This is a genomic window from Thermosynechococcus sp. HY213, from assembly GCF_031460975.1.
Classification (GTDB): domain Bacteria; phylum Cyanobacteriota; class Cyanobacteriia; order Thermosynechococcales; family Thermosynechococcaceae; genus Thermosynechococcus.
In genome coordinates, this window is sequence record NZ_JAVKVB010000004.1 from 121,976 (window position 1) to 143,834 (window position 21,859).

The window sequence follows — 21,859 nt, forward strand, 5'->3', positions numbered from 1 at the left end:
AAGACGTTAGTGGATCTGAACTACCACTTCCACATTACTGGATTCTCCGGATCAAGGGTAGCAATGACCGGCCGGCTAATTTCATCGAGCATGGCCAAAATGGACTTATCTAACTGAAGGTCAGCCGCTTTGATATTTTCTAGCACTTGTTCCGGATGGCGGGCACCAACAATGGCACAGCTTTGCGGTTGATGCAGTAGCCAAGCCAACGCCAAATTCCCGACACTGCTGCCCAAGCTCTGGGCAATCGGTTTCATCAACTCAATCGCTTCAAGGGCACGGTCGTAGGTTTCTCCCTGAAAGAGCTGGTTTTTAGCACGGTTATCCTCAGGGTCAAACTGGTGGCCGGGACCAAAGCGACCCGTGAGCAACCCTTGGGCGAGAGAGGAGTAGGCCAAAACGGTAATCTCATGCTCAATACAGAAGGGGATGAGTTCTGTTTCTGCCCAGCGCCAAAAGAGGGAATAGGGGGGCTGGACACTCTCAATGCGTCCGTACTGCATCGCCTCCGCCAGTTGAGCACGGGAAAAGTTGGAGACCCCAATGGCACGGATTTTGCCCGCCACTTGCAACTCCACCATGGCTTGCATGGTTTCCTCGATGGGCACGATTTCTGAGCCAAAGGAGCCGGCAGGCCAGTGAATTTGGTAGAGGTCAATGTAATCAGTGTTCAGGTTGCGCAGCGATCGCTCGCAGGCGGCAATGACCTCCTTGTAGCGCAAGTGGTTAGCAAACACCTTTGTTGCATAGACACAGCGATCGCGCAAATCACCGACCGCTGCGGCCACAATCCGCTCTGAATGCCCATCGCCATAGACCTCAGCCGTATCAATGGTAGTCATCCCTGCTTCCACAGCCGTGCGGATCGTGCGAATGGACATCTCATCTTCTATACCGACCCACCAACGCTTGCCCGCTTGCCACGTGCCAAGAATGAGTGGCGTAATTTGGATATCTGTACGACCAAGGGGACGAGTTTGCATACAATCCTTCTCTTAAAGGAACAGCTAGGGGGGATGGTGGGAGACTGCACAATGGGTTTGACGATGACGTGATTGCGCTCTTGGTGCTTGGCTTCATAAAGCGCCTAATCCGCTGCATTAAACAGCTCTAAGGGGGAATCATTTCCCCGCGGAATCAGTAAGGCCACCCCAAAGCTCAGTCTCCCACAGCAACCCGCTGAAGAATATTCATGGACAATGTATCTCGCTTGAATCGCCTCCTGCAACTGCCACGCCACCAACTCCGCACCACCAATGTCTGTAAATGTCAATTTTTGTGACAAACCAAGAAGAGTACTGTCGTGCTGCCATAGATTTTAATGCGTTGCTGCTGCCAGCCGATCGCCAAGATCGCCTCTAAATCTGGTGGATTTTTTGTGCGACACTCAACAGCAATTTCTCCCTCAGGGCTAAGACACTTTTGCTGCCAAATTAACTGGAGAACGGGTAGATATAAGTCACTATTATAGGGAGGATCAAAGTAGATGAAGTCAAACTGAGGCACAGGGACTTGGGTCAATTTCTGGCGCACATCTCCCCGCAAAACTAAAGTGTGCTGATGGGGCTGGGCAAGGGTTGACCAGTTTTGGCGGATGACTTGACAGGCTTGGGGAGACTGTTCGATCGCCACCACCCACTGGGCACCCCGCAGCAGGGCTTCTGCTCCCATGGCACCGGTACCAGCACACAAATCCAGCCAGCAACATCCTTGGAGGCGACCTTGCCAAATATTGAAAATGGCTTGGCGAACTTTGGCACGGGTGGGACGGGTACTGTGACCGGAAAGGGTTTTGAGCGATCGCTGGCCAGAAATTCGCAGAGGCATACGCTTAAGGTAACGGCTTTCGCCCAAAATAAAAAGCCCCGGGAGTCTTGCCGTGTTTCGACCCCAGGACTTTTGTTTGCGAATCACTCCTCACTACCTACAAGATACTCTGAGTCCTTGGGAACTCCTGTAGCGACACATGACACTTTCTGAAGCGGCACCCTTTTGGCTTTAGGCTGCGGGCGTTGACTGCATTGTCGTGGTTCCTTTGGTTTGGGCAAGCCTGCCAATTTCCTGATCAATAAAGAAGAGTCCTTGCCCCTCCGTGCCAATCAGTTCAATCTTGTCAAGGATACTCTTGAACAAAAACTCTTCTTGGTGCTGCTCGGCCACATACCACTGCAAAAATTGCAACGTCGCATAGTCAGGCTCCGTATCCGCTAACTGCACTAACTCATTAATTTTGTGAGTTACAAACTGTTCATGCTCATAAACTTTACTGAACATCTCCCGCAGGGACTGAAATGTGTGTGGGGGAGCTTCCATACCGCCTAGGATTGCCAAGGCACCGGTTTCATGCATGTAGTTCAAAAGCCGCCGCATGTGTGCCATTTCTTCATCAGCATGTTGACTGAGGAACGCCGCACAACCCTCAAGGGCTTTGTGGGCACACCAGGAACTCATCTGCAAGTAGAGATGTGCTGAATAAATCTCAAGGTTGATTTGCTCATTGAGCCGGTTGGTCATTGCTTGGGATAGCATTGTTGATTCTCCATTCGTAAAGTTCAAGAGGGTAAAAACCACACTGATGACAGCCGCCACAGTGGCTAGGGATGATTTTTTTCACCCGTCCTTTGCGGATGAGTTGGCTAAGGATCAGTTCAATCATCGCTGGCGGTACCTGAAAATGGGCAACCAATTCTTCCAAGGAAACCACGTGGTGCTTCTGAATATAGTCCTGCAGTTGCAAGAGCATAATTATGTCCCCTGTGGCGAGGAAAACCGCTGGCGATCGCCCCAATATTTCAAGGCCATGATTACCATCCCCATCACTGCCCCTAGAGCCAGTAACCAAATTAGCGAGAACATCGGATGCGCCGCAAAGGTCATGAGTTGGTAGTAAGCAGTGGCGACCCAGTAGGCCAATCCCGTTGTCCAAGCCGCTACAAAGATAGTCCAGCCCAAATTGGTTTCTCGATAGACGGCGGCAGTGGCCGATACACAGGGAAAGTAGAGCAAAACAAAGAGCAGGAAGGCGATCGCTGCCGTTGTCGTGCCAAACCGTTGTGCCATCTGGCCAAATGTTGTGTAGTGCACGCTCTGAAGTTCAGCTGCGGCTTCGGGGTTATCTGCCTCTTGCAACACATGGAACCCTAAAGGATCAAGCACCCGTTGCCCCAGCTCACTGAGATTTTTGGGAATGCTGAGCACCGCTTCCTTTAATCCCCCCCAAACTGAAAAGGGTTCTTCTGGTCTATCTCCAGCTTCAGTGCTTTGGGCTTCTTGGCGAGCTAACTCTGTATAGAGGGCATCCATCGTTCCCACCATCACTTCCTTGGCAAAGATCCCCGTAAAGAGTCCTACGGTTGCTGGCCAGTTGTCGGACTGAATCCCCATTGGCGAGAAAATCGGCGTAATTTGGCGACTAAAGGCGCTCAAAATTGATTGAGTACTATCCTTTTGGCCAAAGCGACCATCGGTGCCGACAGAGTTGAGCAGTCCGAGAATGACCACAAGGACGACAATCATCTTGCCCGCTCGACTAATAAAGGTTTTTAGCCGCTCCCAAGCCCGCAGGAGTACCCCTCTGAAGGTGGGTAAACGGTAGGGGGGCAATTCCATTACAAACGGAGCAATCTCTCCTTGAAAGAGGGTGCGCTTCAGCAAGAATCCCGTGAAGATGGCTGTGGCAATTCCCACCATATAAAGCAAAAACACGATATTTTGGCCGCTGCGGGGGAAGAAAGCAGCAACAAACAGGGCATAGACCGGTAGGCGGGCACCACAGGACATAAAGGGATTCATCAAAATCGTCATCAGGCGATCGCGCCGATTCTCGAGTGTGCGGGTGGCCATAATGCCGGGGATATTGCAGCCAAAGGAAACCATCATCGGTACAAAGGACTTACCGGGTAAGCCCAGCCAGCGCATCAACCGATCCATGACAAAGGCTGCCCGTGCTAAATAACCAGAGTCTTCAAGAAGTGTGAGAAAAATAAAGAGCAAGCCAATTTGAGGAATAAATGTTGCCGTTGTTTGGATACCGCCCCCCACTCCCTCTGCCAGAAGACCAATGAGCCAACCGGGGGCATTAAATGTTTCCAGCACTTGGGTCGGCCAACCCACGACCAGCGTTCCGACACCAATATCAAAAAAGTCAATAAAGGCACCCCCCACGTTAATTGAGATGAGAAATATCAAGTACATGACGGCCAAGAAAATGGGAATTCCCAACCAGCGGTTGAGTGCAATGCGGTCAATGCGATCAGAGACTGTTGTTGTCAGGCGATCGCCCTGTTCCAGAACCTCAGCCATTAGGTGCTGAATCCAGCAATAGCGACTATCGGCAATCACAAGGTCTATGTCTTCTCCTAGGGTCTGGTGAATCCGCTCTCGCCATTGGCGCAGTGGTGCTACAACATCATTGGGAACTGATTCAATATATTGCAGCCAAGCCAAGGCCTGTGCCCGATTTTTGAGGCCTTGAGTCAGCAAATCAGCAATAGCCTCTTCAATCACAGGGGGTTGGGGCACACTAACGCTAGAAACAGGTGGTGCTGCCAAGGCAGTGCGAATAGTTTGCCGCAGTTGAGCAAAATGCTGTTGTTGTTTGGCACAAAAAGGCAGCACCGGTAGACCTAAGCGCTGGCTCAAGGCTGGGATATCCATCTTGATTTTGGTGGCACGAGCCACATCCATCATGTTGAGGACAAGGATGAGGGGGACTCCTAGATCAAGCAATTGTGATGTGAGGTAAAAATTGCGCTCTAAGTTAGCGGCATCCAGAATATTCACTACCAAGTCATATTCCCCCGCCAATAGAAACTTGCGGGCAATCTGCTCGTCTAAGCCAGTGCTATCCTCAGCATCGAGGGCATAGACCCCCGGTAGATCCACAACTTGGACAGTGATGTCGCGATCCCGATAGCGGCCTTCCTTGCGCTCAACAGTAACTCCTGGCCAGTTCCCTACCCGCTGATTTGCCCCCGTAAGACCATTGAAAATTGTTGTTTTGCCACAATTTGGGTTACCAATTAACGCAATTGTTGCTGCCATGTCACACTCCTTTGCTAGAGCAGATGGACTTTGAGGGCATCAGCTTCATCCTTACGCAAGCTCAAATGAAAGCCTCGCACCTTAATATCTGTGGGATCACCCAAGGGGGCATGGCGGACAACCTCAACTTCGGTGCCGGGGGTTAAACCCATGGCTAATAATTTGCGTTTGTAACTGGGGGTGGTAGGGGCATAGCCGATAATGCGCAGGCGAGCACCAAGGGGGGCACTGCGTAGGTTTACAGCTGCCAATTCCAGCTCTTTGAGCAAGATGTTTTGGGCTAGCTCGTGGTTCACACAAAACCGCTTTGAGTCAAGAGCCACCATGACTGCCCCGCGATCGCCCCGATGTAAGATGCTAATTATCGCCCCCGGTGCCAGACCCATCCCCAACAGTTGCTGGGTATTGCTGCACATTAACTTCACAATGCAGTAGCGATCGCCCACCTTAGCTTCAGCAAGGGAAATCAGATTAGACATGCCTCGTCTCCATCGCTGTCTTCGAGAATGGGGGTCGGCGATATAGGTAAAGGGTGGCCACAAAGGTGATGACATATTGCATTTAATGATTTTTTGAAAGCTAGTTATTGCATATAATTCTCAATTTATAGCACAGCTTTGCAGTGGCACCGTGACTTTAGCAAGTCTTAACCTATCTCCAATCATCCTAAGAGCTGAGCCTATTTGAAAGTTTTGGTGTGAATTTTGTCTTAAGTGAGATATTGAGACTTGCAATAAGTCTTTTATTAAGATATTTAATCTCATAAGAGATTTTACAAAGAGCGTTTTTTATGGATGCGCAAAGCTCCTGCAAGTCACGGCGATCAAATCCGCTCAAAACGACGAAAGTCCCTATGGGTTTAGAAATCACCCTTGCTCATAAAGGCAGCTTGAAAATTTGCCTAAGTTTTGTCGTTAGCCAAGTTTTGATGCTGTTTTTCTACGATTGGGTCATCTCCGCCTCGATAAAACAAATAAACAGGCCAGCGAGGTCAGAGCTTGTGATGTCCAAGTAGCGTTTGAACTCATTGGGTTTTTCAGGTCAGTGGGGTAAGGTGTCATCCCCCGTTCCCAGCGCTTTGGCAGCAACGATTAAATCGTAGTAATCGGTGTACCACACCTGCGGATCGTCCATGTCGGGAAAAAGCCGAGCGTTGCCAATCAGGTAAAGAAGAGCGACTAGGATCGTTTTTCTGGTGCGGTAGAGCTGTCTCGGCGGGCAATGTTCTGCTGTGAGCAGATGAACAAGACGAATCAGGGCAAACACGCGACTTAAGGTGATCTCGAAATCTGACCGTACTTGAGAGGGGGATGTTCTTCTCCTTAAGGTTTACAGTTGCCATCCCCAGAGACAAGCGTTGCTATTAAACCCTTGGAAAACGGCTCTACCTGACTGGTTCTGTTTGACCGATTGTGGGTGCCGCAATAGAGCAGATTTTTCAAACTCCCTTTTGAAGAGGGTTTTCACTGCCATAGTTTGAACTATGGACTAAAACTGGACTAAATTTCCTAGGTTGTGCCAACCGCTCCATCGCCATTGAGGAAAACCCCAGCAAGTGTTATCTTAGATAAGTTATCGGGATGTAGCGCAGCTTGGTAGCGCACTTCGTTCGGGACGAAGGGGTCGCAGGTTCAAATCCTGTCATCCCGATTGGTTAGCCTTCAACTGTTAAGATAGGTAATACATACCCTAGGATTGTGTTGTGCTATGACCTCGGCTGCATCCTCAGTTGCCCGTTCTGACTTAGCAGAATTGCGTCGTCTCAAGTCTCTCTTGCCACCAGAGCTGCAAAGCTGGGTGACGATCGAACCGGCCAGTGGGGTGAATCCTCCCCTCATTACCTGCGAAGAAATTGGCAAAGATGAGGTGGAGATTCAAATTGATTTAGCCCGTTGGGATCAATTGGCCAAGGATCAGCGCAATCTCCTCTTTTGGCATGAGGTCGCCCGCATTCAAAATGACACGATTCCCCGCGATGGCTGGGAGATGGCAGCACTAGCGATTGGTTTAGGGGGTGCTGTGGGAGAACTCTGGGTGCAGGATGGCCTGTTGCTGCTGCTTGCCCTTGGGCTGTGTGGCTTTTCGGGCTGGCGGCTCTACCAGCGCAATAATGGTGAAAAGGTTCTCAAGGAAGCCATTGCTGCTGATGAGCGGGCGATCGCCCTTGCGACTCGTTTTGGCTATGAACTCCCTAACGCCTACAAAAGCCTTGGCAGTGCCCTCAAGCTCCTAATTGAGCAAGCCCCCAATCGCCGCCAACGCAAACGCTATGAGATGCGTCTGCAAGCCCTGAAAAAGAGTGCGGCCAAAGCCAAAGCCCGCATGCAGGCCATGCAAAACGACACTCCAGCAGAATCTTAATCATGGCTCGGCCAAAACGCCAACTGCTGCTGCCAACCCTCATTCTCCTATGGACAGTGGCCAGTCTAGGGTTTATGGCGCAGTGGGATTTACATCCTGTCCTGCGGTACTATGGCTGGGTCTTCACGGCGCAAGTTGCCTTTTTGATTTTCTTTGCGCCAGCGATCGCCCGACAGCTCAGGGGTACCAAACGTTCCCAAAAAAATGAAAGCCTGCCTTGAATTCATAAAAAACCCTCGATCGCTCTGACCGAGGGCAGCACCTATGGCTCAAGAGGGGAACTATTGCAATTAATTTTCAAGAGCTGGATTGAGAAAAGTCTCCAATTGTTTGAAATTGAATCCCATGGCGCGCAGGGCATGCCAAAGGTGACCCTGTAGGAAGAAAAAGGCAAGGAAGAAGTGGGCATTGGCCAACCAAGCCCGCGGGGTATGCTGCCCAAGGGGTAAATCAATGGTGTCCGCAAAGTAGGGAGCAATTCCCAGTTTCACTTCTAGGGGTGGTCCGTAAAACTCTACGGGATAGGCGAGGGTATTCACCGCACAAAAATAGGCCGCCACAAATCCCGCGAGGGCAATGCCGCCAAGGGAGTAGGAAAGGATAGCTTCAGCATTAAACATCAGCACTTTCCGTGCCCAATTCAGCGGCGGCACAAGAATATGCCAAATGCCACCCGCAATGAGCAAGAGGGCAACATAGATATGCCCGCCCACGAGATCTTCCAAATTGTTAATACTGGCGAAGTGGGTTTGATAGCCATAGATGACAAAGGGATCCAAGGTGGGCTGGGTGACAAGGCGTACCGTCTGCAAATTGGCATCGTACAACCCGCCCCAGATGGTTGCTTTGAGCACTAATAGCAAGGCACCAAACCCTAAAAAGAGCAAATGATGCCCCAAAATAATCCCCAGTTGTTTCGGATCGTCCCAGCGGAAATGGAAGCGCCGCGCCCGCCCTGTGGCGGTACTGAGATCGTGAGGGGCACGAAAGGTATGAAAGAGGGCACCCGCACCCAGCACGGCTGAGGAAATGAGATGCACGGCGCCAATGACAAAGTAGGGGTACAGATCCACAACTTTACCGCCCTCGCCAATGCCAAACCCTAAGGTCGCTAAATGGGGCAGCAAAATCAAGCCCTGTTCCCCCATGGGTAGATCGGGTTTGTATTGGGAAATTTCGTAGAGCGTAAAGGCACCCGCCCAAAAGACAGTTAGCGCTGCTTGCGCCACATGGGCAGCAATAAATAGACCCGACAGGTTCACGAATCGGGCATTGCCTGCCCACCAGTCGTACTTGACATTGGCTTGGCCATAGGTTTGTAAACCTGCACCTGTTGGTGGTGGTGTAGTCACAGAGGTTGGGGATTCACTGGCGATCGCCATACATTCCTCCTTCGATAAACGCATAATATCGACGCTGAACTTATTGAGGATAAATCTCAATAAAGCCTAGGCCTACTATAGCACCACTATTGAGAATTTTTAGCATCTGGCAAGGATAAAATGTAAAGATATGTAACTCCCCTCCAGCGGCAATCTGTATCTCCGAGAACTTGAGCAAGATCAAGCCAAGGCAGTAGGGTAATAGCAATAGGCTGTTGGCAAGCAAGTATGGCCATTTTGCTTTATCACGACGACGTGGCAACGGCAGCAACGTTGGTCTCCATCTTGACCACTGCGGATCATCGGGTGGATGTCGTTGCCCGCTCTGAAGACCTCTGGGGACTATTGGCCAGTAGTCGCTATCACCTATTGATTGTGGATGAGTCCCATTTAGACACGGCAGTTGAGGCCTTTTGCCAGCAGGTGCGCGATCGCGGGTTTCAAGAGCCAATTTTGATTCTTACCCGCAAGGATTGGCCAACCCAGCCAGAAACCCAAGTGATTTATTACCACTATCCCTGCTCCCCAGCAGCGCTCCTTGAAATCGTCCAGCAGCTCCTCAGCGCGATCGCCACCTCCAAGCCTGACAATCATAACGACTCAGGCCTGCCCCTTGTCCTGCACATTGACAACGACGCCGAGTTAATTCGCTCCCTTGAGGAGCACTCCGTTGATGGTGGGTTCCGCTACGTCGCAATGGATAGCTGGCCGCTGGTCAACACCTTACTTGAGGAATGCTGGCCCAATGCTGTCATTCTCAATCCTGAAGTGATGCCTGATGAGGTAACCACCCGCGAGTTCTTGCAGCAGTTGCGGCAACATCGTCCCCCCATCCCCGCCCTAGTATTTACTGCCCGTGACACCTGGCGCGATCGCCTCGCCGCCATTCGCCTTGGCTCACGGATCACCTTGAGTAAGCCTGTTGATCTTGAGCGACTCTTGCAGACTCTCGAACAGTTACTGCAACCTCAAGAAATGACCTCCGCTAGTATCCTGACCGTGGATGATGACGCCGTCACCCTAGCCATCTTGAAACGGCTCTTGGAACCCTGGGGAATGAGTGTCACCTCCCTTCAGGATCCCGATCAATTTTGGGATGTCCTAGAGGCCACCAACCCCGAATTGGTTATTCTCGATGTCCAAATGCCCGGCATTAACGGCCTAGAACTCTGCCAAGTGGTGCGCAATGATCCCCACTGGAACCAGCTGCCAATTCTTTTTCTTACCGCAACCACTGATCCAGCCCTTGTCACCCAACTCTTTGCCGCTGGCGCCGATGATTTTGTTAGCAAGCCAATTGTCGGCCCTGAGCTAATGACGCGGATCATCAATCGCCTAGAGCGTACCCGCCTCCTGAAACGCTTGGCAGAGGTAGATCCCCTCACGGGATTGAGCAATCGTCGTAAAGCCACAGAAGAGATTGAACGCTTTTTGACCCTTGCCAACCGCCAACAGCAAACTCTTTGCATCGCCGTTTTGGATTTAGACCATTTCAAACGCATCAATGACACCTATGGTCACGACGTTGGCGATCAGGTATTGGTGACCACCGCTCGAATGTTGCGACAGTCCCTACGGATGGAAGATGTCGTGGCTCGCTGGGGTGGCGAAGAATTTTTAATTGCCCTCTATGATATTTCCCTTGATGTGGCCAAACACCGCCTTGCCATCTGTTTACAGCGATTGCGCAACCATACCTTCCACGCCCCCAACCATGACAGCTTCAAGGTGAGTTTTAGTGCCGGCATCAGTCAGTTTCCCACCCACGGGGAGACCTTACTACAACTGGTGAAGATAGCCGATGATGCCCTCTATGCCGCTAAGGCAGCGGGACGTTCTCAGATTGCCACGGCGCCAAAGGAGATGTCTCCAGAGCTGGCCAATGCTTCCCCCCAACAGGAATAAGCTATCCTATAGGAGCACCCTCATTCTTAGTAAGACTTGGCGTCAGCACCGTTAACTGCTCTGAATGTATGAACCTTGAGGCGTCCCCTGCGCAAAATGCCACGATTCTACTGGTAGATGACGACCCTAATCTTGTCCTCTTGGTCAAGGATTACCTTGAGATGCAGGGGTATCGTGTACTGACGGCAGCCCATGGCAACGAAGGTCTGGCAATTCTGCAGCAGCAGACGCCCGACTTAATTATTTGTGATGTGATGATGCCCCAGATGGATGGCTATAGCTTTGTCAGTGCAGTGCGACAACAAACACACCTCAGTTGGTTACCAGTGCTCTTTCTCTCGGCCAAGGGGCAAACCCACGATCGCATCAAAGGGTTGCAAACCGGCGGTGATGTTTACCTAGTCAAGCCCTTCGAACCGGATGAACTCCTCGCCCAAATCCAAGCCCTCCTCAAACAAACGGCTCGCCTGCGGGAAGCGCAACGACTGCAATCCCCTCCTGCGCCTACACCACCCCCCGGTGTCGAACTCACTCCCACAGAAACCCGAATTCTCCAATACGTTGCCCGCGGAATGTTGAATCGTGAAATTGCGGCAGAACTACATATCAGTCAGCGTACCGTAGAAAGCCATGTCAGCAATATTTTGGGTAAAACCGGCTGCCATAATCGCACTGAATTGGCTCGCTGGGCGATCGATTACCATTACGTGTAACATACTCTCGACGATCGCGGGGCTTCCCACCTAGTCGCTAAACCCATATCACCGCTGCATGTGCTCTGCCAATAGGGCTTGGGCGCGGGGTTTATAGAGCAGATAGAAGAGTGCCTCCATATAGCGCATCATGTCTTCGCGGTTTTCTTGGGAAGAGAAGTTCCAGAAGCCGTAGATCTTGGCAAGGGAAAGCAGGCGTGTACAGTGAATTTTCCAAGTGTAGGTGCTATAGACCCGCTGGATACCCGCTTTGGAAATTCGTTGCCACTGCTGCGGATCGCGATCGCAAGCCTCTATAAAGCGGCGGATAGTCTCCGCCATTTCTTCTAGGTGGGTTGGGTTGATATAAAAACCATTCACCCCATCTTGGATAATTTCCAGAGGGCCACCAAAGCGGGTACCAAAGGTGGGCAGACCACTGATCATGGCTTCCAAAATCGTCAGGCCAAAAGCTTCAAACAACGCCGGCTGGACAAAAATCCCTTGGCGATCGGCAATGATGCGGTAAACTTCCCCCGAATCTGCTTTCGGTAAACGAATCCCTAGCCAGCGAATCTTACCGTGGAGATTGTACTCGTGGATGATTTGATAGAGCTTCTCAATTTCGGCGATTTCCTCGCGATCGCTGGAGTCTTCGGTACGCAATTTCCCTGCCACCAAAATTAAATTACACCGCTCTTGCAGTTCTTTGCTGCGGCCAAAGGCTTCTGCCAGTCCTGTGAGGTTTTTAATCCGATCCAGCCGTGCCATCGAAAAGAGAGGGCGTTTGTTCGGATTTTCTAAGTAACCATAGATCTGCTGCGGATCCTCAAGGGTAAAGAGCAGTTCTTCCAACCGCTGGCGATCGCCCTCTAGCCGCTCCGTATAGTGGTAGTAGGGAAAGTAAACCTGTTCATTCACCCCCGGTGGCACCACATTAAATTTCGGGCTAAAGAGTTCAATGCCGTTCACCACATGGTACAGGTCAGGCATCGTAAAGGATTGATAGGACTCGTACTGGCCAATACTGTCGGGTGTGCCCACAATCTCTTGGTAGGTGCTGCTGATGATAAAGTTGGCAGCATTCATGGCAATCAGATCCGCCGTAAATTGCATTGAGAAGTGATATTTATCCTCTAAGTCCTGCCAGTAGAGGTTACTAAAGAGGTACTTGGATTTCTCGAGGGCATGGGCAATGTTGCATTGGGTCACCTTCATTCGCCGCGCCAGCAAAAAAGCCACCAAGTTGCCATCGGAATAGTTACCAATAATTAAATCGGGCACATGGCCAAATTCCGCCCGCAACTCCCGCTCCGCGTCAATGGCAAAGGTTTCCAAATAGGGCCAGATTTCAAAGCGAGAAATCCAGTTTTGGGTCACCTTGGGATTAAATTCGCGAAACGGCACCCGCAGGATCCAAGCGTTGTTGGTGCCGTAGATTTTCTCTAGGCGTTGGTTGCACAGCGTCCCTTCGGCATTGGGAATCAGGCGAGTCAGGACAATAATTTTAGGCCGTGCCTCCAGTACCCCCAGCCCGGCCAGTTCTAAATCCTCCCGCATTTGTTTTTCAAGGCTTTTCACTTGATCGAGGATATAGACCACCTGCCCGCCGGTGTCGGGTCGCCCCAGCACCCCCTCTTGGCCAAACCAGCCGTGGGGAGAAATGAGGGCAATGCGAAAGAGCATCGGAACCCGCGAGACAAAGGCCTCTAGCACTTGGTGATCGGGCGAATCCAAGAGTTGATCTAAAATTTCTAGGGTGTCGCGTACCCGTGCCGCCGTATTGCCCCAACCCGGTTCAAAGCCCAGATTTTGCAGTTCAAAGCGAAACTCACTGTAGGCCTCGTCGGAGGCGCGATCGCTCAAGGCCACAAGAGCTTGCTTCACCTGTTCTGAGAGGTGCTGAGGAGAGCGAATCCGCTCATTGATCAGAAGTTGATAGCCGTTGTAGCGGTGAATTTGCAAAAAGTTAAAGAGGTTCTGCTGCCACTGGCGCGGGTCTTGGAAAAGCTTGCTGGATAAATAGCGATTGAGAAATTCCACCCCCTTACCGATATTCTTGGCATCACGGATAATTGGCGAGTAGTCATAGAAGGGCTGGACATCAATTTCAAAAACATCCCCCTCATTGGGATGGTACCGATTGACTAGGCGATCGCGCAGATCCAGTAGCTCTGGAATTGTCATCGGCACGATCGTCAAATCCTCCACCAGCAGCCGACACACCTCCTGCTGCGCAATCCGTGGCCGAATAATCCAACACAGACTTTCGTTGTCAACAATGATCTCTTGGGTATAGAACACCAGCTTGCTGAGGCGGGATTCGAAGGGTGTGGGGACAGGGCGATCGAGGTCGCGACAGTAATCTGCAAAGGCGCCCAAAATATCATTGCGCAGGAGATAGCGTTTTTCCCCTAGTTGCAGGATGCGTGAAAATTGGCGCAGATCGGCACGTTCATCACTTTCAACAACGGATTTGAGGAGCACAGAGGTCATCGGCAAACTCACAACACGGCTTTTACCTGAGACAGCACAGCGGCTCAAGTCGTTTCTATTCTAGGGTTCTCCCTGAATGGGGTCAATTTTGCGCCAAGGATCGCCGGATTTGGCCATAGTTCCACAATCCAAACACTAACCACAGGCCTAACAGCCCGCCCGTGAGCGCCAGTACAGGCACCACCCCAAAATTACGGATCAGAATTGGTGCCGCCGCCGTAAATAACCCACCGCCGACAATCGGCTCAAAGAGAATCTGTTTGTAGGCAAAACTTTCCAAGGCGCCCGATTGGTTGTGGGGATCCACCATACGAATCAGCAATAGCCCAGTAGATGTCACCCCCATCGATTGCCCCATGTCGCCAATTCCCCGCTCAAACCAGAACATGGGCAAAATTCGCGGCGCTAAATAGAGCATGACAAAGAGATTCCAAGCAATTCCCCCCACACTCAAGAGGAGAAAGGGAATGAGATTTTCACCAATGGCGGCTAAAGAGAGGGTGGCCAAGGCGGTAATAATCGTCACATCCAAGGCGACACCGCCAATACGGTTAATCAGTGGCCGGCTAATCAGGTACTGTTTGCGCCAACGGGTCAGGATGAGCTGCACAATAATGCCACCGATCAGCGCCAAGGGAAATAGGGGCACATAGGCCATGAGCTTTAAACCCGTTTGTCCCCAAGTGAGACGCTCTAGGAGTCGCAGCGCTTCAAGAATCACCCAGCCCACAATAATCGCCAAACCCACAAAACAGAAATTTAATGACAAAGGATCAATGAGTAACTCCCGCAGCAGTTGTCGCCGCCGTTGCCGTGTTTCTAGGTCATCGTGGGGATGAGGGTCGAGATTCTCCGCGGTTTCAGAGTCCACCAAGGGTTTGATCTGCAAGCGTCCTGTGCGCCGTGCCCAGTTGATCAGTGCCACTCCAAAAACCACCCCAGAGACTAAGCCCACAGTGGCCAAGCCCAAGGCCATATCAGCCCCAGCGGTAAAGTTTAACTCCCTAAAGGTATCGGCCATGCCGGCGGCAGTCCCATGCCCCCCCTCAAAGGTGATCTCAATCAGGGCACCAGCAATTGGATCCATGCCAAATACAGGAGTGAGAACAAGCAACGTCAGCAGCAGCCCCACCACGTATTGCCCCCAAGCCAAAATCTGACCAAAGGCGACCTGCGGTGAAGCTTTCTGCCAAATTTCCCGAGGGCTAGGGATGATCTCCCCTAGAAATAGACAGGCAAAAACTATGTTGATGAAAATACTGGGAGACTGTTTCCAAACTTCGCGGATGTCTTCGGCAAAAAGACCGTTCCCTAAACCGGAGTTGGGAGCAATTTGACTGGCGATCGCCCCAAGGACACTAGGGCCAAGAATGAGTCCCAAAACGCCCGCAATGACTGAACTGGGCATATAGAGCGATCGCATCAGTGCCCAACGCTGCCGCACAATTCGCCCCAACAGCAGCAAAACACCAATAAAAATAAACGCCCAGAAAACTGTAATCAGCCTAAACATCTGCCATGCCAACTCTGAAGATTGTCGTGATCATAGAGCCTGCAACCGTAGGACTCAACCCCTCACAAGTTCGTGGCTGCGCAACCAATCCAAAAGCAACGCATTGACGAGATCGGGCTGCTCATCGTGGGGGCAGTGACCGGTTTGATCTAGCTCCACCACTTGCATTCTTGGCTGTGCCTGTTGAAACCGTTGACTTAGCGCAGGCGGGATGAAGCGATCCTGTCGTCCCCAAATCAGCAATAGGGGTTGGGGCACGCTCTTGAGCATTGTCTTGGCACTCGGCCCAAAGTCCGTGCGGCTCATGGCGCGAATGATTTGCCCAAAGGCGCGATCGCTATCACGGTCATAGGCAGGGGTGAGCAGGATGTCCAGCAATTCATCATCCACACAGTTGGGGTTGGCGTAGGCCAATTGTGCCCAACGCTTGACAATGAAGGGACGGCGAATCGTGTAAAAAAGGGTGCGCAGCAGCCAAGGAGCCGTAAAAATCTGTTCAATTCCGCTCACAAGGGGAGCGATCGCCCTCGGAATCAACTCCTCGCGCACCGCTGGATCCGGCAGACTTAGCATCACCACCCCCGCCGTCATCTGCGGATAGCGATAAGCACAGGTCAGGGCAATCAACGCCCCAATGGAGTTGCCAACAATCACCGCTGGCTGCCCGACAATCTTTTGCCAAAAGGCATGAACCTGAGCCGCCCAAAACTCAGCCCCATAGGCCGCAATGGGCTTTTCTGCTGCCCCCAATCCTATTAAATCGAGAGCATAGGTCGGCTGATAGTCTCCCAAAACCCGAAGATTGTATCGCCAATGCCGTAGAGACGCCCCAAAGCCGTGGAGCAAAATCACTGGAGATCTCCCCTTCTTCTCATCTACAGCAGCAGGCCACCAAAAGCTATAGCGACTCTGCCATCCTCGCCAGCACCACTCCCGCTCGACGCCATAACGATAGGGGTCTACCAGTTGTCTCATGCACCTATTCGTCCAATAATGACTTCTATCTTAGTTATGAAGTTTTGCAACAGGTTCATCCAACCCCAAAAAGGAGTTCCACATTGAGTCCATCACCGACAGTACAGACAAAGGATGCGATCGCCCCCCACGGCGGTATCCTCGTCAATCGGATTCTCTCCTCCGAACAAAAACAGGCGTGGCTCGCCCGTGCCGATCAATTGCCCCGCATTACCCTTGATGAGCGCGCTGTCTCCGATTTAGAACTCATCGCCATTGGTGGCTTTAGTCCTCTGACGGGGTTTATGGGACAGGCCGACTACGAGCGGGTCGTTGAAGAAATGTACCTTGCCAATGGTTTGCCTTGGTCAATTCCCATTACCCTCTCTGTCAGTGCGGAGGTGGCTGCTCGCCTAGAAATTGGCCAAACCATTCGCCTCGATAACGCAGCGGGTCAGTTTTTGGGTATTCTCGAACTCACCGAAAAATATACCTATGACAAACGCCGTGAGGCGCGCTGTGTCTATCGCACTGAAGATGACAAACACCCCGGTGTCAAGGTGGTCTATGAACAGGGAGAAGTCAACCTTGCAGGCCCGATTTGGCTCCTAGAGCGGCATCCCCATCCCCAATTTCCCAACTACTGCATTGATCCGGTGGATTCCCGTGCCCTCTTCCGTGAAAAAGGTTGGCGCACCATTGTGGGGTTCCAGACCCGCAATCCGATCCACCGCGCCCACGAATATATCCAAAAATGTGCCCTTGAAATCGTCGATGGTCTCTTTTTGCATCCCCTCGTAGGTGCCACCAAGGAGGATGACATTCCCGCCGATGTGCGGATGCGCTGCTATGAAATCATGCTCGAGCACTACTTCCCCAAAGATCGGGTGATTCTGGCCATTAATCCGGCAGCGATGCGCTATGCAGGGCCACGGGAAGCGATTTTCCATGCCCTCGTCCGTAAGAACTACGGCTGTACCCATTTCATTGTTGGTCGCGATCACGCGGGTGTGGGGGACTACTACGGCACCTACGATGCCCAACATATCTTCGATGAATTTGATCCAGCAGCCTTGGGGATTATTCCCTTGAAATTTGAGCATGCCTTCTACTGCACCCGCACCCAGTCTATGGCCACCAGTAAAACCAGTCCCAGCAAACCCGAAGAGCGCATTCACCTCTCAGGGACAAAGGTACGGGAAATGCTGCGCCGGGGCGAATTGCCACCTCCAGAGTTTTCGCGTCCAGAAGTAGCAGCAGAACTGGCACGCGCCATGCGACAACCGCAACTCACGCCATAGCCTAAACATAAAACGAGGGGGTCAAGCTGATGGCAGCAAGACCCCTAACGAAGTTAGCAATGACGAAGTAACTCAACAACTAACGTGGACAAAACGTGGTTTTAGCTGGCGATCAAAACCCCCACTAGGCGATCTCAACCGATCAAGCTTGGAGCATGGACACTAGGTAATGGATTGCTGTCAACGTTGACGACCTTGGATACTAGGAGGTTACCTAGCTTTGCCTTAACTCCCATGGACGACAGGATGGGGACTTCGGCAGTAACCACACAAACGATAAGGCTGGATAAAGCGAGAGGACAACTATACAACGGTGAAGCTCAAAGGATTGGTTTTGATATTACTCGCAAGACAGGAGTGAGATTTATCTTGGAGTAACTTTGCTTTATCCCGAACTCAAGGACTGGGAGGCACAAGCCTTAAGTTCACTCTTATCGTTAACCTTTCTTTCTGTGCCTACTTTTAAGTTAGCATAGGCCTTTGGGAATGCTCAAATGTTAACGGGAAATTCAATATCTGAAATATTCCTTAACTGATTCTGAAATATGCCGTTAGATTCAGTGGTTGCAACCTTTTGGTGGTACCCTTAGCGCTGAGCGTTATTTCTAGGTTTTAACAGTTTGGGCGATCGCCCCAAGCTCATAAAAAACTGCACCAGCCCCATGATTGCCGCTATGGCGGAGCTGATGCGGAAGGAATACCAGTTATTTTTACCTGTAAAGTCTCTACAGGGATTCTGCTTGCGGAAGACAGTAACTAACTCTTACGGGAGGGTGTTCCCGTAAAGGGCTGTGCTCCTGTGGAAGGATAGTGATCGTTTCGAGGGGTGAAGATGCGCCCAAATGCCTCCATCAAAAAGACCATCATACTTTGCAGTTTCTCACGTAGTGCTTTTAACATAGGTCAACTCCTAAAGAAAGCGATTTAGGCTTCAGCCTTTGGCTTAATGATTGAACACCGCAGGAAAAACTTGAAACTTGCTCTACCGGAGCAACGGAATCGGACTTTGCCTCAAGATCATTAGGTACAGCCCTTTTCACATGAATGGAACACACTCAAAACAAGTAAGGCTCCTATAGAGGAGGTTCATTTCCCCTTATGCAGCCCGTACTTAGAAAAGGGCTGTAAAGGCTGTACTTTTAGTATAAAAAATCAGACCGGTTACCTGAGAGAGTTTGAGACAATTTTTTATATGCTGAATAAGAAAGTTATTCATTTGTGAAATTTTGCTCTGAATGAGATCACACCCATGACATTTATTTCCCCTCTTTCTGATCTTTCACTGCGGGCACAGGTGGCGCAGATGGTGGTTGTACGAGCCAGTGGCTACCTCTACGACAGCCAGATTCAGTATCCCGCTTGGGAGCCGCCCCAAAACACCTTAAAACACTGGATTAAAGACTGGGGAGTTGGTGGGGTGATTCTCTTGGGGGGCAGTGCCGTCGAAGTGGCAGAACGCTGTCGGCAACTCCAATCTTGGGCCACGATTCCACTATTACTAGCAGCGGATATTGAGGAGGGGGTTGGTCAACGCTTCAGTGGTGCCACACAATTTCCCCCGCCAGCAGCTTTAGGCGCCATTGCCCAAAAGAACCGAAAACGGGCGGTTGACCTTGCAAAGGAAATGGGGGCATACACCGCAGCCGAAGCTTTAGCCATTGGCTTGAATTGGGTTCTCGCCCCGGTGGTGGACGTGAATAATAATCCCGCAAACCCAGTGATTAATGTGCGCGCCTTTGGCGAGGAGCCAGACATTGTGAGTGCCCTTGCAACCGCGTTTATTCAAGGGGCACGGGCCTATCCAGTGCTCACAACGGCAAAGCATTTTCCCGGCCATGGGGATACAGCCACGGATTCGCATTTGGAACTGCCCGTGATTCCCCACGATCGCGATCGCCTGCAAGCTATTGAATGGCCGCCCTTTATTGCTGCCATTGCTGCCGGGGTGGATACCGTCATGAGCGCCCATGTCCACCTACCCGCCTTGGATGCCGAGCGACCCGCCACCCTGTCTCCCCCGATTCTCACGGGAATCCTGCGCCAAGAGATGGGGTTTAAGGGTCTAATTGTAACCGATGCCTTGGTCATGGGGGCGATCGCCAACACCTACGGTACCGCCGAAGCTGCCGTCAAAGCCGTAGAAGCAGGTGCCGATATTCTGCTCATGCCCTTGGATCCGCCGGCAGCCATTGAAGCGGTGGTTGCCGCCGTTGAGTCAGGGCGGATTCCTCCTGAGCGCATTCAGGCCGCTGTAGCCCGCATTCAAGCCGCGAAGGCTCGCCTTCAGCCTCTAGCATTACAGTTGGACTATTTCCAAACGACACCAGCCGTTGAGGTGGCCACCACCATTGCCCAAGACAGTCTCGAGCGGGCTGGCCAAGCCTTGCAACCTGTGCCCTTAGGGGTGAATTGTCTGATCGTGGATGATACTCTGCACGCTAGCTTTTTGAACCGTACTTGTCCCGCATTGACACTGCCCCCCACTTGGGGCTTTGACCAACGGGTGGTGATTGATCAGCAAACGCCCCTCACCATGATTGAGGGCTTCCCCAAGGCACCGACCTTAGTGCAGGTGTTTAGTCGTGGCAATCCCTTCCGCGGCAAAGCGGGTTTAAGTGCGCCAGCGATCGCCACCCTCGAACGACTGCAAGCCCAAAATCAACTGGCGGGTCTGGTGGTCTATGGCAGTCCCTACGCCTACCGCGAAATTGCCCAGCATCTGCACTCCGATGTGCCCCGCGTTTTTAGCTATGGGCACTACAGCATCGCCCAAGGTCTGGCCCTAGCGTCCTTGCTAAAGGTTTCCTGATCTTTTGCGAGGGAATCGATAGGGAACCCCTATACTCTCTGTACGTCCCTAGAGATACCCCCATAGAGCTTGGTCTTTCATCACCATGATTAAGTTTCCCACTGCGGTTGGCTTGGCAACGCTCTACACAGTCACCACAACGCTGGCGATCGCCCCCATGAGTTTCGCCGCCCCCCAGTCTTGGCTCGATCAACCGCCGCGCAACTGGAATCCCAACCTTCCTATCCTAGAGATTCCCCCACGGGGCAATCCTGATCCCAGTGAGTTGAACCGCTGTCGCAGCACCCTACGTTCTCCCCAATCCATGGCCGATCGCCTGATCCAACAGCGAGGCTGGTATCTCGTGGGCACCCCCATTCGCCATCAGAATGTGGAAATTATTCTTGGCAATAGTCGCTTTGATGGCATGTGTCGCCCGATGGGGTATCAGGCCTTTGTTTTTTCCGGAGGACGTTACTTGGGAACGCTATCGCCGAATCTCATGGATTCCCGCGCTGATGGCTCATTCCTAGGCGAGGTCAAGTTCCAAAACGATGGCACCTTCACCGCAGACTTTGCCCGCTACACGCCCAATGATCCCCTCTGTTGCCCCAGTCGCATCAGTACTGTCACCTATCGCCTCGAAGGGGGACTCCTACCCCTGCCGCGCTTGGTGCCTGTGGCGGTTTCCACACAAGCAACAGCAAATAACCCTCCCTCCCAACCCCCAGAACTGAGCCTCAGCGGTCAACGCTGGCGTCTCAGACGCATTGGCAATCAAGCCGTGCCAGTGGATACCGCCTTTATTGAGTTTGATAGTGCTAACCGCCGTGCCAATGGTTTTACGGGCTGTAATAGCTTTAATGGTGGCTACACCGCCAACGGCCCGCGGCTGCTTTTTGCCCCCTTAGCCACCACCCAACGCCTCTGCGGCCAAGAACCCCTTCAGAGTGTGGAAACCCAGATGCTACAGGGACTAAGTCGCACCAATCGCTACCGCGTTCAAGGAAATACGCTGCAACTCTTTGAGGGCAATCGCCTGCTATTAACCTTTGAAGCGGGTGCGACGGAAAGTCCCCTCAGTGGCCGCTGGCAACTGCAGCGCCTAGCCAATATGCCGATGCCACCGCGCAATCCCATGAATACGGCGTTTATTGAGTTTGATAGCAATGCCCAGCGAGCAACGGGCTTTAGTGGCTGCAATAACTTTAACGGTGGTTACAGCGTCAATGGCCAGCAATTGCGGTTTTCGGCAGTGGCGACAACGCGGCGCGCCTGTATTGGCCAACGGGCACAAAGGATGGAGATGTCGTTTTTACAGACCCTTGAGCAAACGAACCGCTACCGCATTGAGGGAAATACATTGACGTTCTATGATGGCGATCGCCCCCTTGCGATGTTTCAGCGAACACCCTAGGGAAGAT

At 51.9% G+C, this 21,859-nt stretch carries 20 protein-coding genes and 1 tRNA gene; 8 read left to right on the forward strand and 13 right to left on the reverse strand.

Annotated features, from left to right (window positions below):
* Positions 1 to 20: 20 nt before the first annotated feature.
* The 8 genes from RHK62_RS01860 to RHK62_RS01895 all read right to left on the reverse strand — a co-directional run bounded on the left by RHK62_RS01860 (position 21) and on the right by RHK62_RS01895 (position 6,309).
* A complete protein-coding gene (locus RHK62_RS01860; RefSeq protein ID WP_310453185.1) occupies positions 21 to 983 on the reverse strand; it encodes an aldo/keto reductase in 963 nt (320 codons plus the stop codon).
* A 104-nt stretch (positions 984 to 1,087) separates the two neighbouring features.
* Positions 1,088 to 1,273: a hypothetical protein gene (locus RHK62_RS01865; RefSeq protein ID WP_206200827.1), complete on the reverse strand. Its 186-nt coding sequence runs from the start codon at positions 1,271 to 1,273 to the stop codon at positions 1,088 to 1,090.
* Entirely contained in the window at positions 1,270 to 1,827 is a 558-nt protein-coding gene (gene rsmD, locus RHK62_RS01870; protein ID WP_310453186.1) for a 16S rRNA (guanine(966)-N(2))-methyltransferase RsmD, read from the reverse strand. The genes RHK62_RS01865 and rsmD overlap by 4 nt, the downstream gene beginning before the upstream one ends.
* Positions 1,828 to 1,998: 171 nt before the next feature.
* Positions 1,999 to 2,529, reverse strand: coding sequence for a non-heme ferritin (ftnA, locus tag RHK62_RS01875; protein ID WP_206200829.1), 531 nt, complete (start codon positions 2,527 to 2,529; stop codon positions 1,999 to 2,001).
* Positions 2,495 to 2,743 carry a FeoC-like transcriptional regulator gene (locus tag RHK62_RS01880; RefSeq protein WP_206200830.1) on the reverse strand — a complete coding sequence of 83 codons (249 nt, stop codon included), beginning with the start codon at positions 2,741 to 2,743 and terminating at the stop codon, positions 2,495 to 2,497. The genes ftnA and RHK62_RS01880 overlap by 35 nt, the downstream gene beginning before the upstream one ends.
* Before the next feature lie 2 nt (positions 2,744 to 2,745).
* A complete protein-coding gene (feoB, locus tag RHK62_RS01885; protein WP_310453187.1) occupies positions 2,746 to 5,043 on the reverse strand; it encodes a Fe(2+) transporter permease subunit FeoB in 2,298 nt (765 codons plus the stop codon).
* Between the two features lie 14 nt (positions 5,044 to 5,057).
* Positions 5,058 to 5,597: a ferrous iron transport protein A gene (locus RHK62_RS01890; protein ID WP_399364497.1), complete on the reverse strand. Its 540-nt coding sequence runs from the start codon at positions 5,595 to 5,597 to the stop codon at positions 5,058 to 5,060.
* Between the two features lie 487 nt (positions 5,598 to 6,084).
* Positions 6,085 to 6,309, reverse strand: coding sequence for a hypothetical protein (locus tag RHK62_RS01895; RefSeq protein ID WP_286649666.1), 225 nt, complete (start codon positions 6,307 to 6,309; stop codon positions 6,085 to 6,087).
* A gap of 310 nt (positions 6,310 to 6,619) precedes the next feature.
* Here RHK62_RS01895 and RHK62_RS01900 point away from each other — a divergent pair.
* From RHK62_RS01900 to RHK62_RS01910, 3 genes are all read left to right on the forward strand, one after another.
* A tRNA-Pro gene (locus RHK62_RS01900) sits at positions 6,620 to 6,693 on the forward strand.
* 57 nt (positions 6,694 to 6,750) lie between these two features.
* Entirely contained in the window at positions 6,751 to 7,404 is a 654-nt protein-coding gene (locus RHK62_RS01905) for a DUF3318 domain-containing protein (protein WP_302678700.1), read from the forward strand.
* 2 nt (positions 7,405 to 7,406) lie between these two features.
* Positions 7,407 to 7,625: a hypothetical protein gene (locus tag RHK62_RS01910; RefSeq protein WP_206200833.1), complete on the forward strand. Its 219-nt coding sequence runs from the start codon at positions 7,407 to 7,409 to the stop codon at positions 7,623 to 7,625.
* Positions 7,626 to 7,694: 69 nt separating this feature from the next.
* Here RHK62_RS01910 and RHK62_RS01915 read toward each other — a convergent pair whose 3' ends face one another.
* Positions 7,695 to 8,786: a chlorophyll a/b binding light-harvesting protein gene (locus tag RHK62_RS01915; protein WP_302679141.1), complete on the reverse strand. Its 1,092-nt coding sequence runs from the start codon at positions 8,784 to 8,786 to the stop codon at positions 7,695 to 7,697.
* Positions 8,787 to 9,014: 228 nt separating this feature from the next.
* Here RHK62_RS01915 and RHK62_RS01920 point away from each other — a divergent pair, with 228 nt between their 5' ends.
* Together RHK62_RS01920 and RHK62_RS01925 are read left to right on the forward strand one after the other, a co-directional pair.
* A complete protein-coding gene (locus RHK62_RS01920; RefSeq protein ID WP_310453188.1) occupies positions 9,015 to 10,691 on the forward strand; it encodes a diguanylate cyclase in 1,677 nt (558 codons plus the stop codon).
* Between the two features lie 68 nt (positions 10,692 to 10,759).
* Positions 10,760 to 11,404, forward strand: a complete 645-nt coding sequence (locus tag RHK62_RS01925; RefSeq protein ID WP_302678702.1) for a response regulator transcription factor — start codon at positions 10,760 to 10,762, stop codon at positions 11,402 to 11,404.
* A 48-nt stretch (positions 11,405 to 11,452) separates the two neighbouring features.
* On the opposite strand, the gene RHK62_RS01930 is transcribed toward RHK62_RS01925, so the two are convergent.
* The 3 genes from RHK62_RS01930 to RHK62_RS01940 all read right to left on the reverse strand — a co-directional run bounded on the left by RHK62_RS01930 (position 11,453) and on the right by RHK62_RS01940 (position 16,367).
* Positions 11,453 to 13,879: a sucrose synthase gene (locus RHK62_RS01930; protein ID WP_310453189.1), complete on the reverse strand. Its 2,427-nt coding sequence runs from the start codon at positions 13,877 to 13,879 to the stop codon at positions 11,453 to 11,455.
* An 82-nt stretch (positions 13,880 to 13,961) separates the two neighbouring features.
* Positions 13,962 to 15,392 (reverse strand): sodium/glutamate symporter, encoded by a 1,431-nt coding sequence (locus RHK62_RS01935; protein ID WP_310453190.1) that lies wholly within the window; start codon positions 15,390 to 15,392, stop codon positions 13,962 to 13,964.
* 54 nt (positions 15,393 to 15,446) lie between these two features.
* The gene (locus RHK62_RS01940) at positions 15,447 to 16,367 is read right to left on the reverse strand and encodes an alpha/beta fold hydrolase (protein WP_310453191.1); all 921 of its coding nucleotides are present in this window, start codon (positions 16,365 to 16,367) and stop codon (positions 15,447 to 15,449) included.
* A gap of 83 nt (positions 16,368 to 16,450) precedes the next feature.
* On the opposite strand from RHK62_RS01940, the gene sat reads away from it, so the two are divergent.
* Positions 16,451 to 17,647, forward strand: coding sequence for a sulfate adenylyltransferase (gene sat / locus RHK62_RS01945; protein WP_302678705.1), 1,197 nt, complete (start codon positions 16,451 to 16,453; stop codon positions 17,645 to 17,647).
* Positions 17,648 to 18,403: 756 nt separating this feature from the next.
* Here the strand turns inward: sat and RHK62_RS01950 are convergent.
* Positions 18,404 to 18,547, reverse strand: a complete 144-nt coding sequence (locus RHK62_RS01950) for a hypothetical protein (protein WP_181495457.1) — start codon at positions 18,545 to 18,547, stop codon at positions 18,404 to 18,406.
* Positions 18,548 to 18,896: 349 nt separating this feature from the next.
* On the opposite strand from RHK62_RS01950, the gene RHK62_RS01955 reads away from it, so the two are divergent.
* Together RHK62_RS01955 and RHK62_RS01960 are read left to right on the forward strand one after the other, a co-directional pair.
* Positions 18,897 to 20,456, forward strand: a complete 1,560-nt coding sequence (locus tag RHK62_RS01955; RefSeq protein WP_310453192.1) for a glycoside hydrolase family 3 N-terminal domain-containing protein — start codon at positions 18,897 to 18,899, stop codon at positions 20,454 to 20,456.
* Between the two features lie 85 nt (positions 20,457 to 20,541).
* Positions 20,542 to 21,852, forward strand: coding sequence for an META domain-containing protein (locus RHK62_RS01960; RefSeq protein ID WP_206200841.1), 1,311 nt, complete (start codon positions 20,542 to 20,544; stop codon positions 21,850 to 21,852).
* The last annotated feature ends 7 nt before the right edge of the window (positions 21,853 to 21,859 follow it).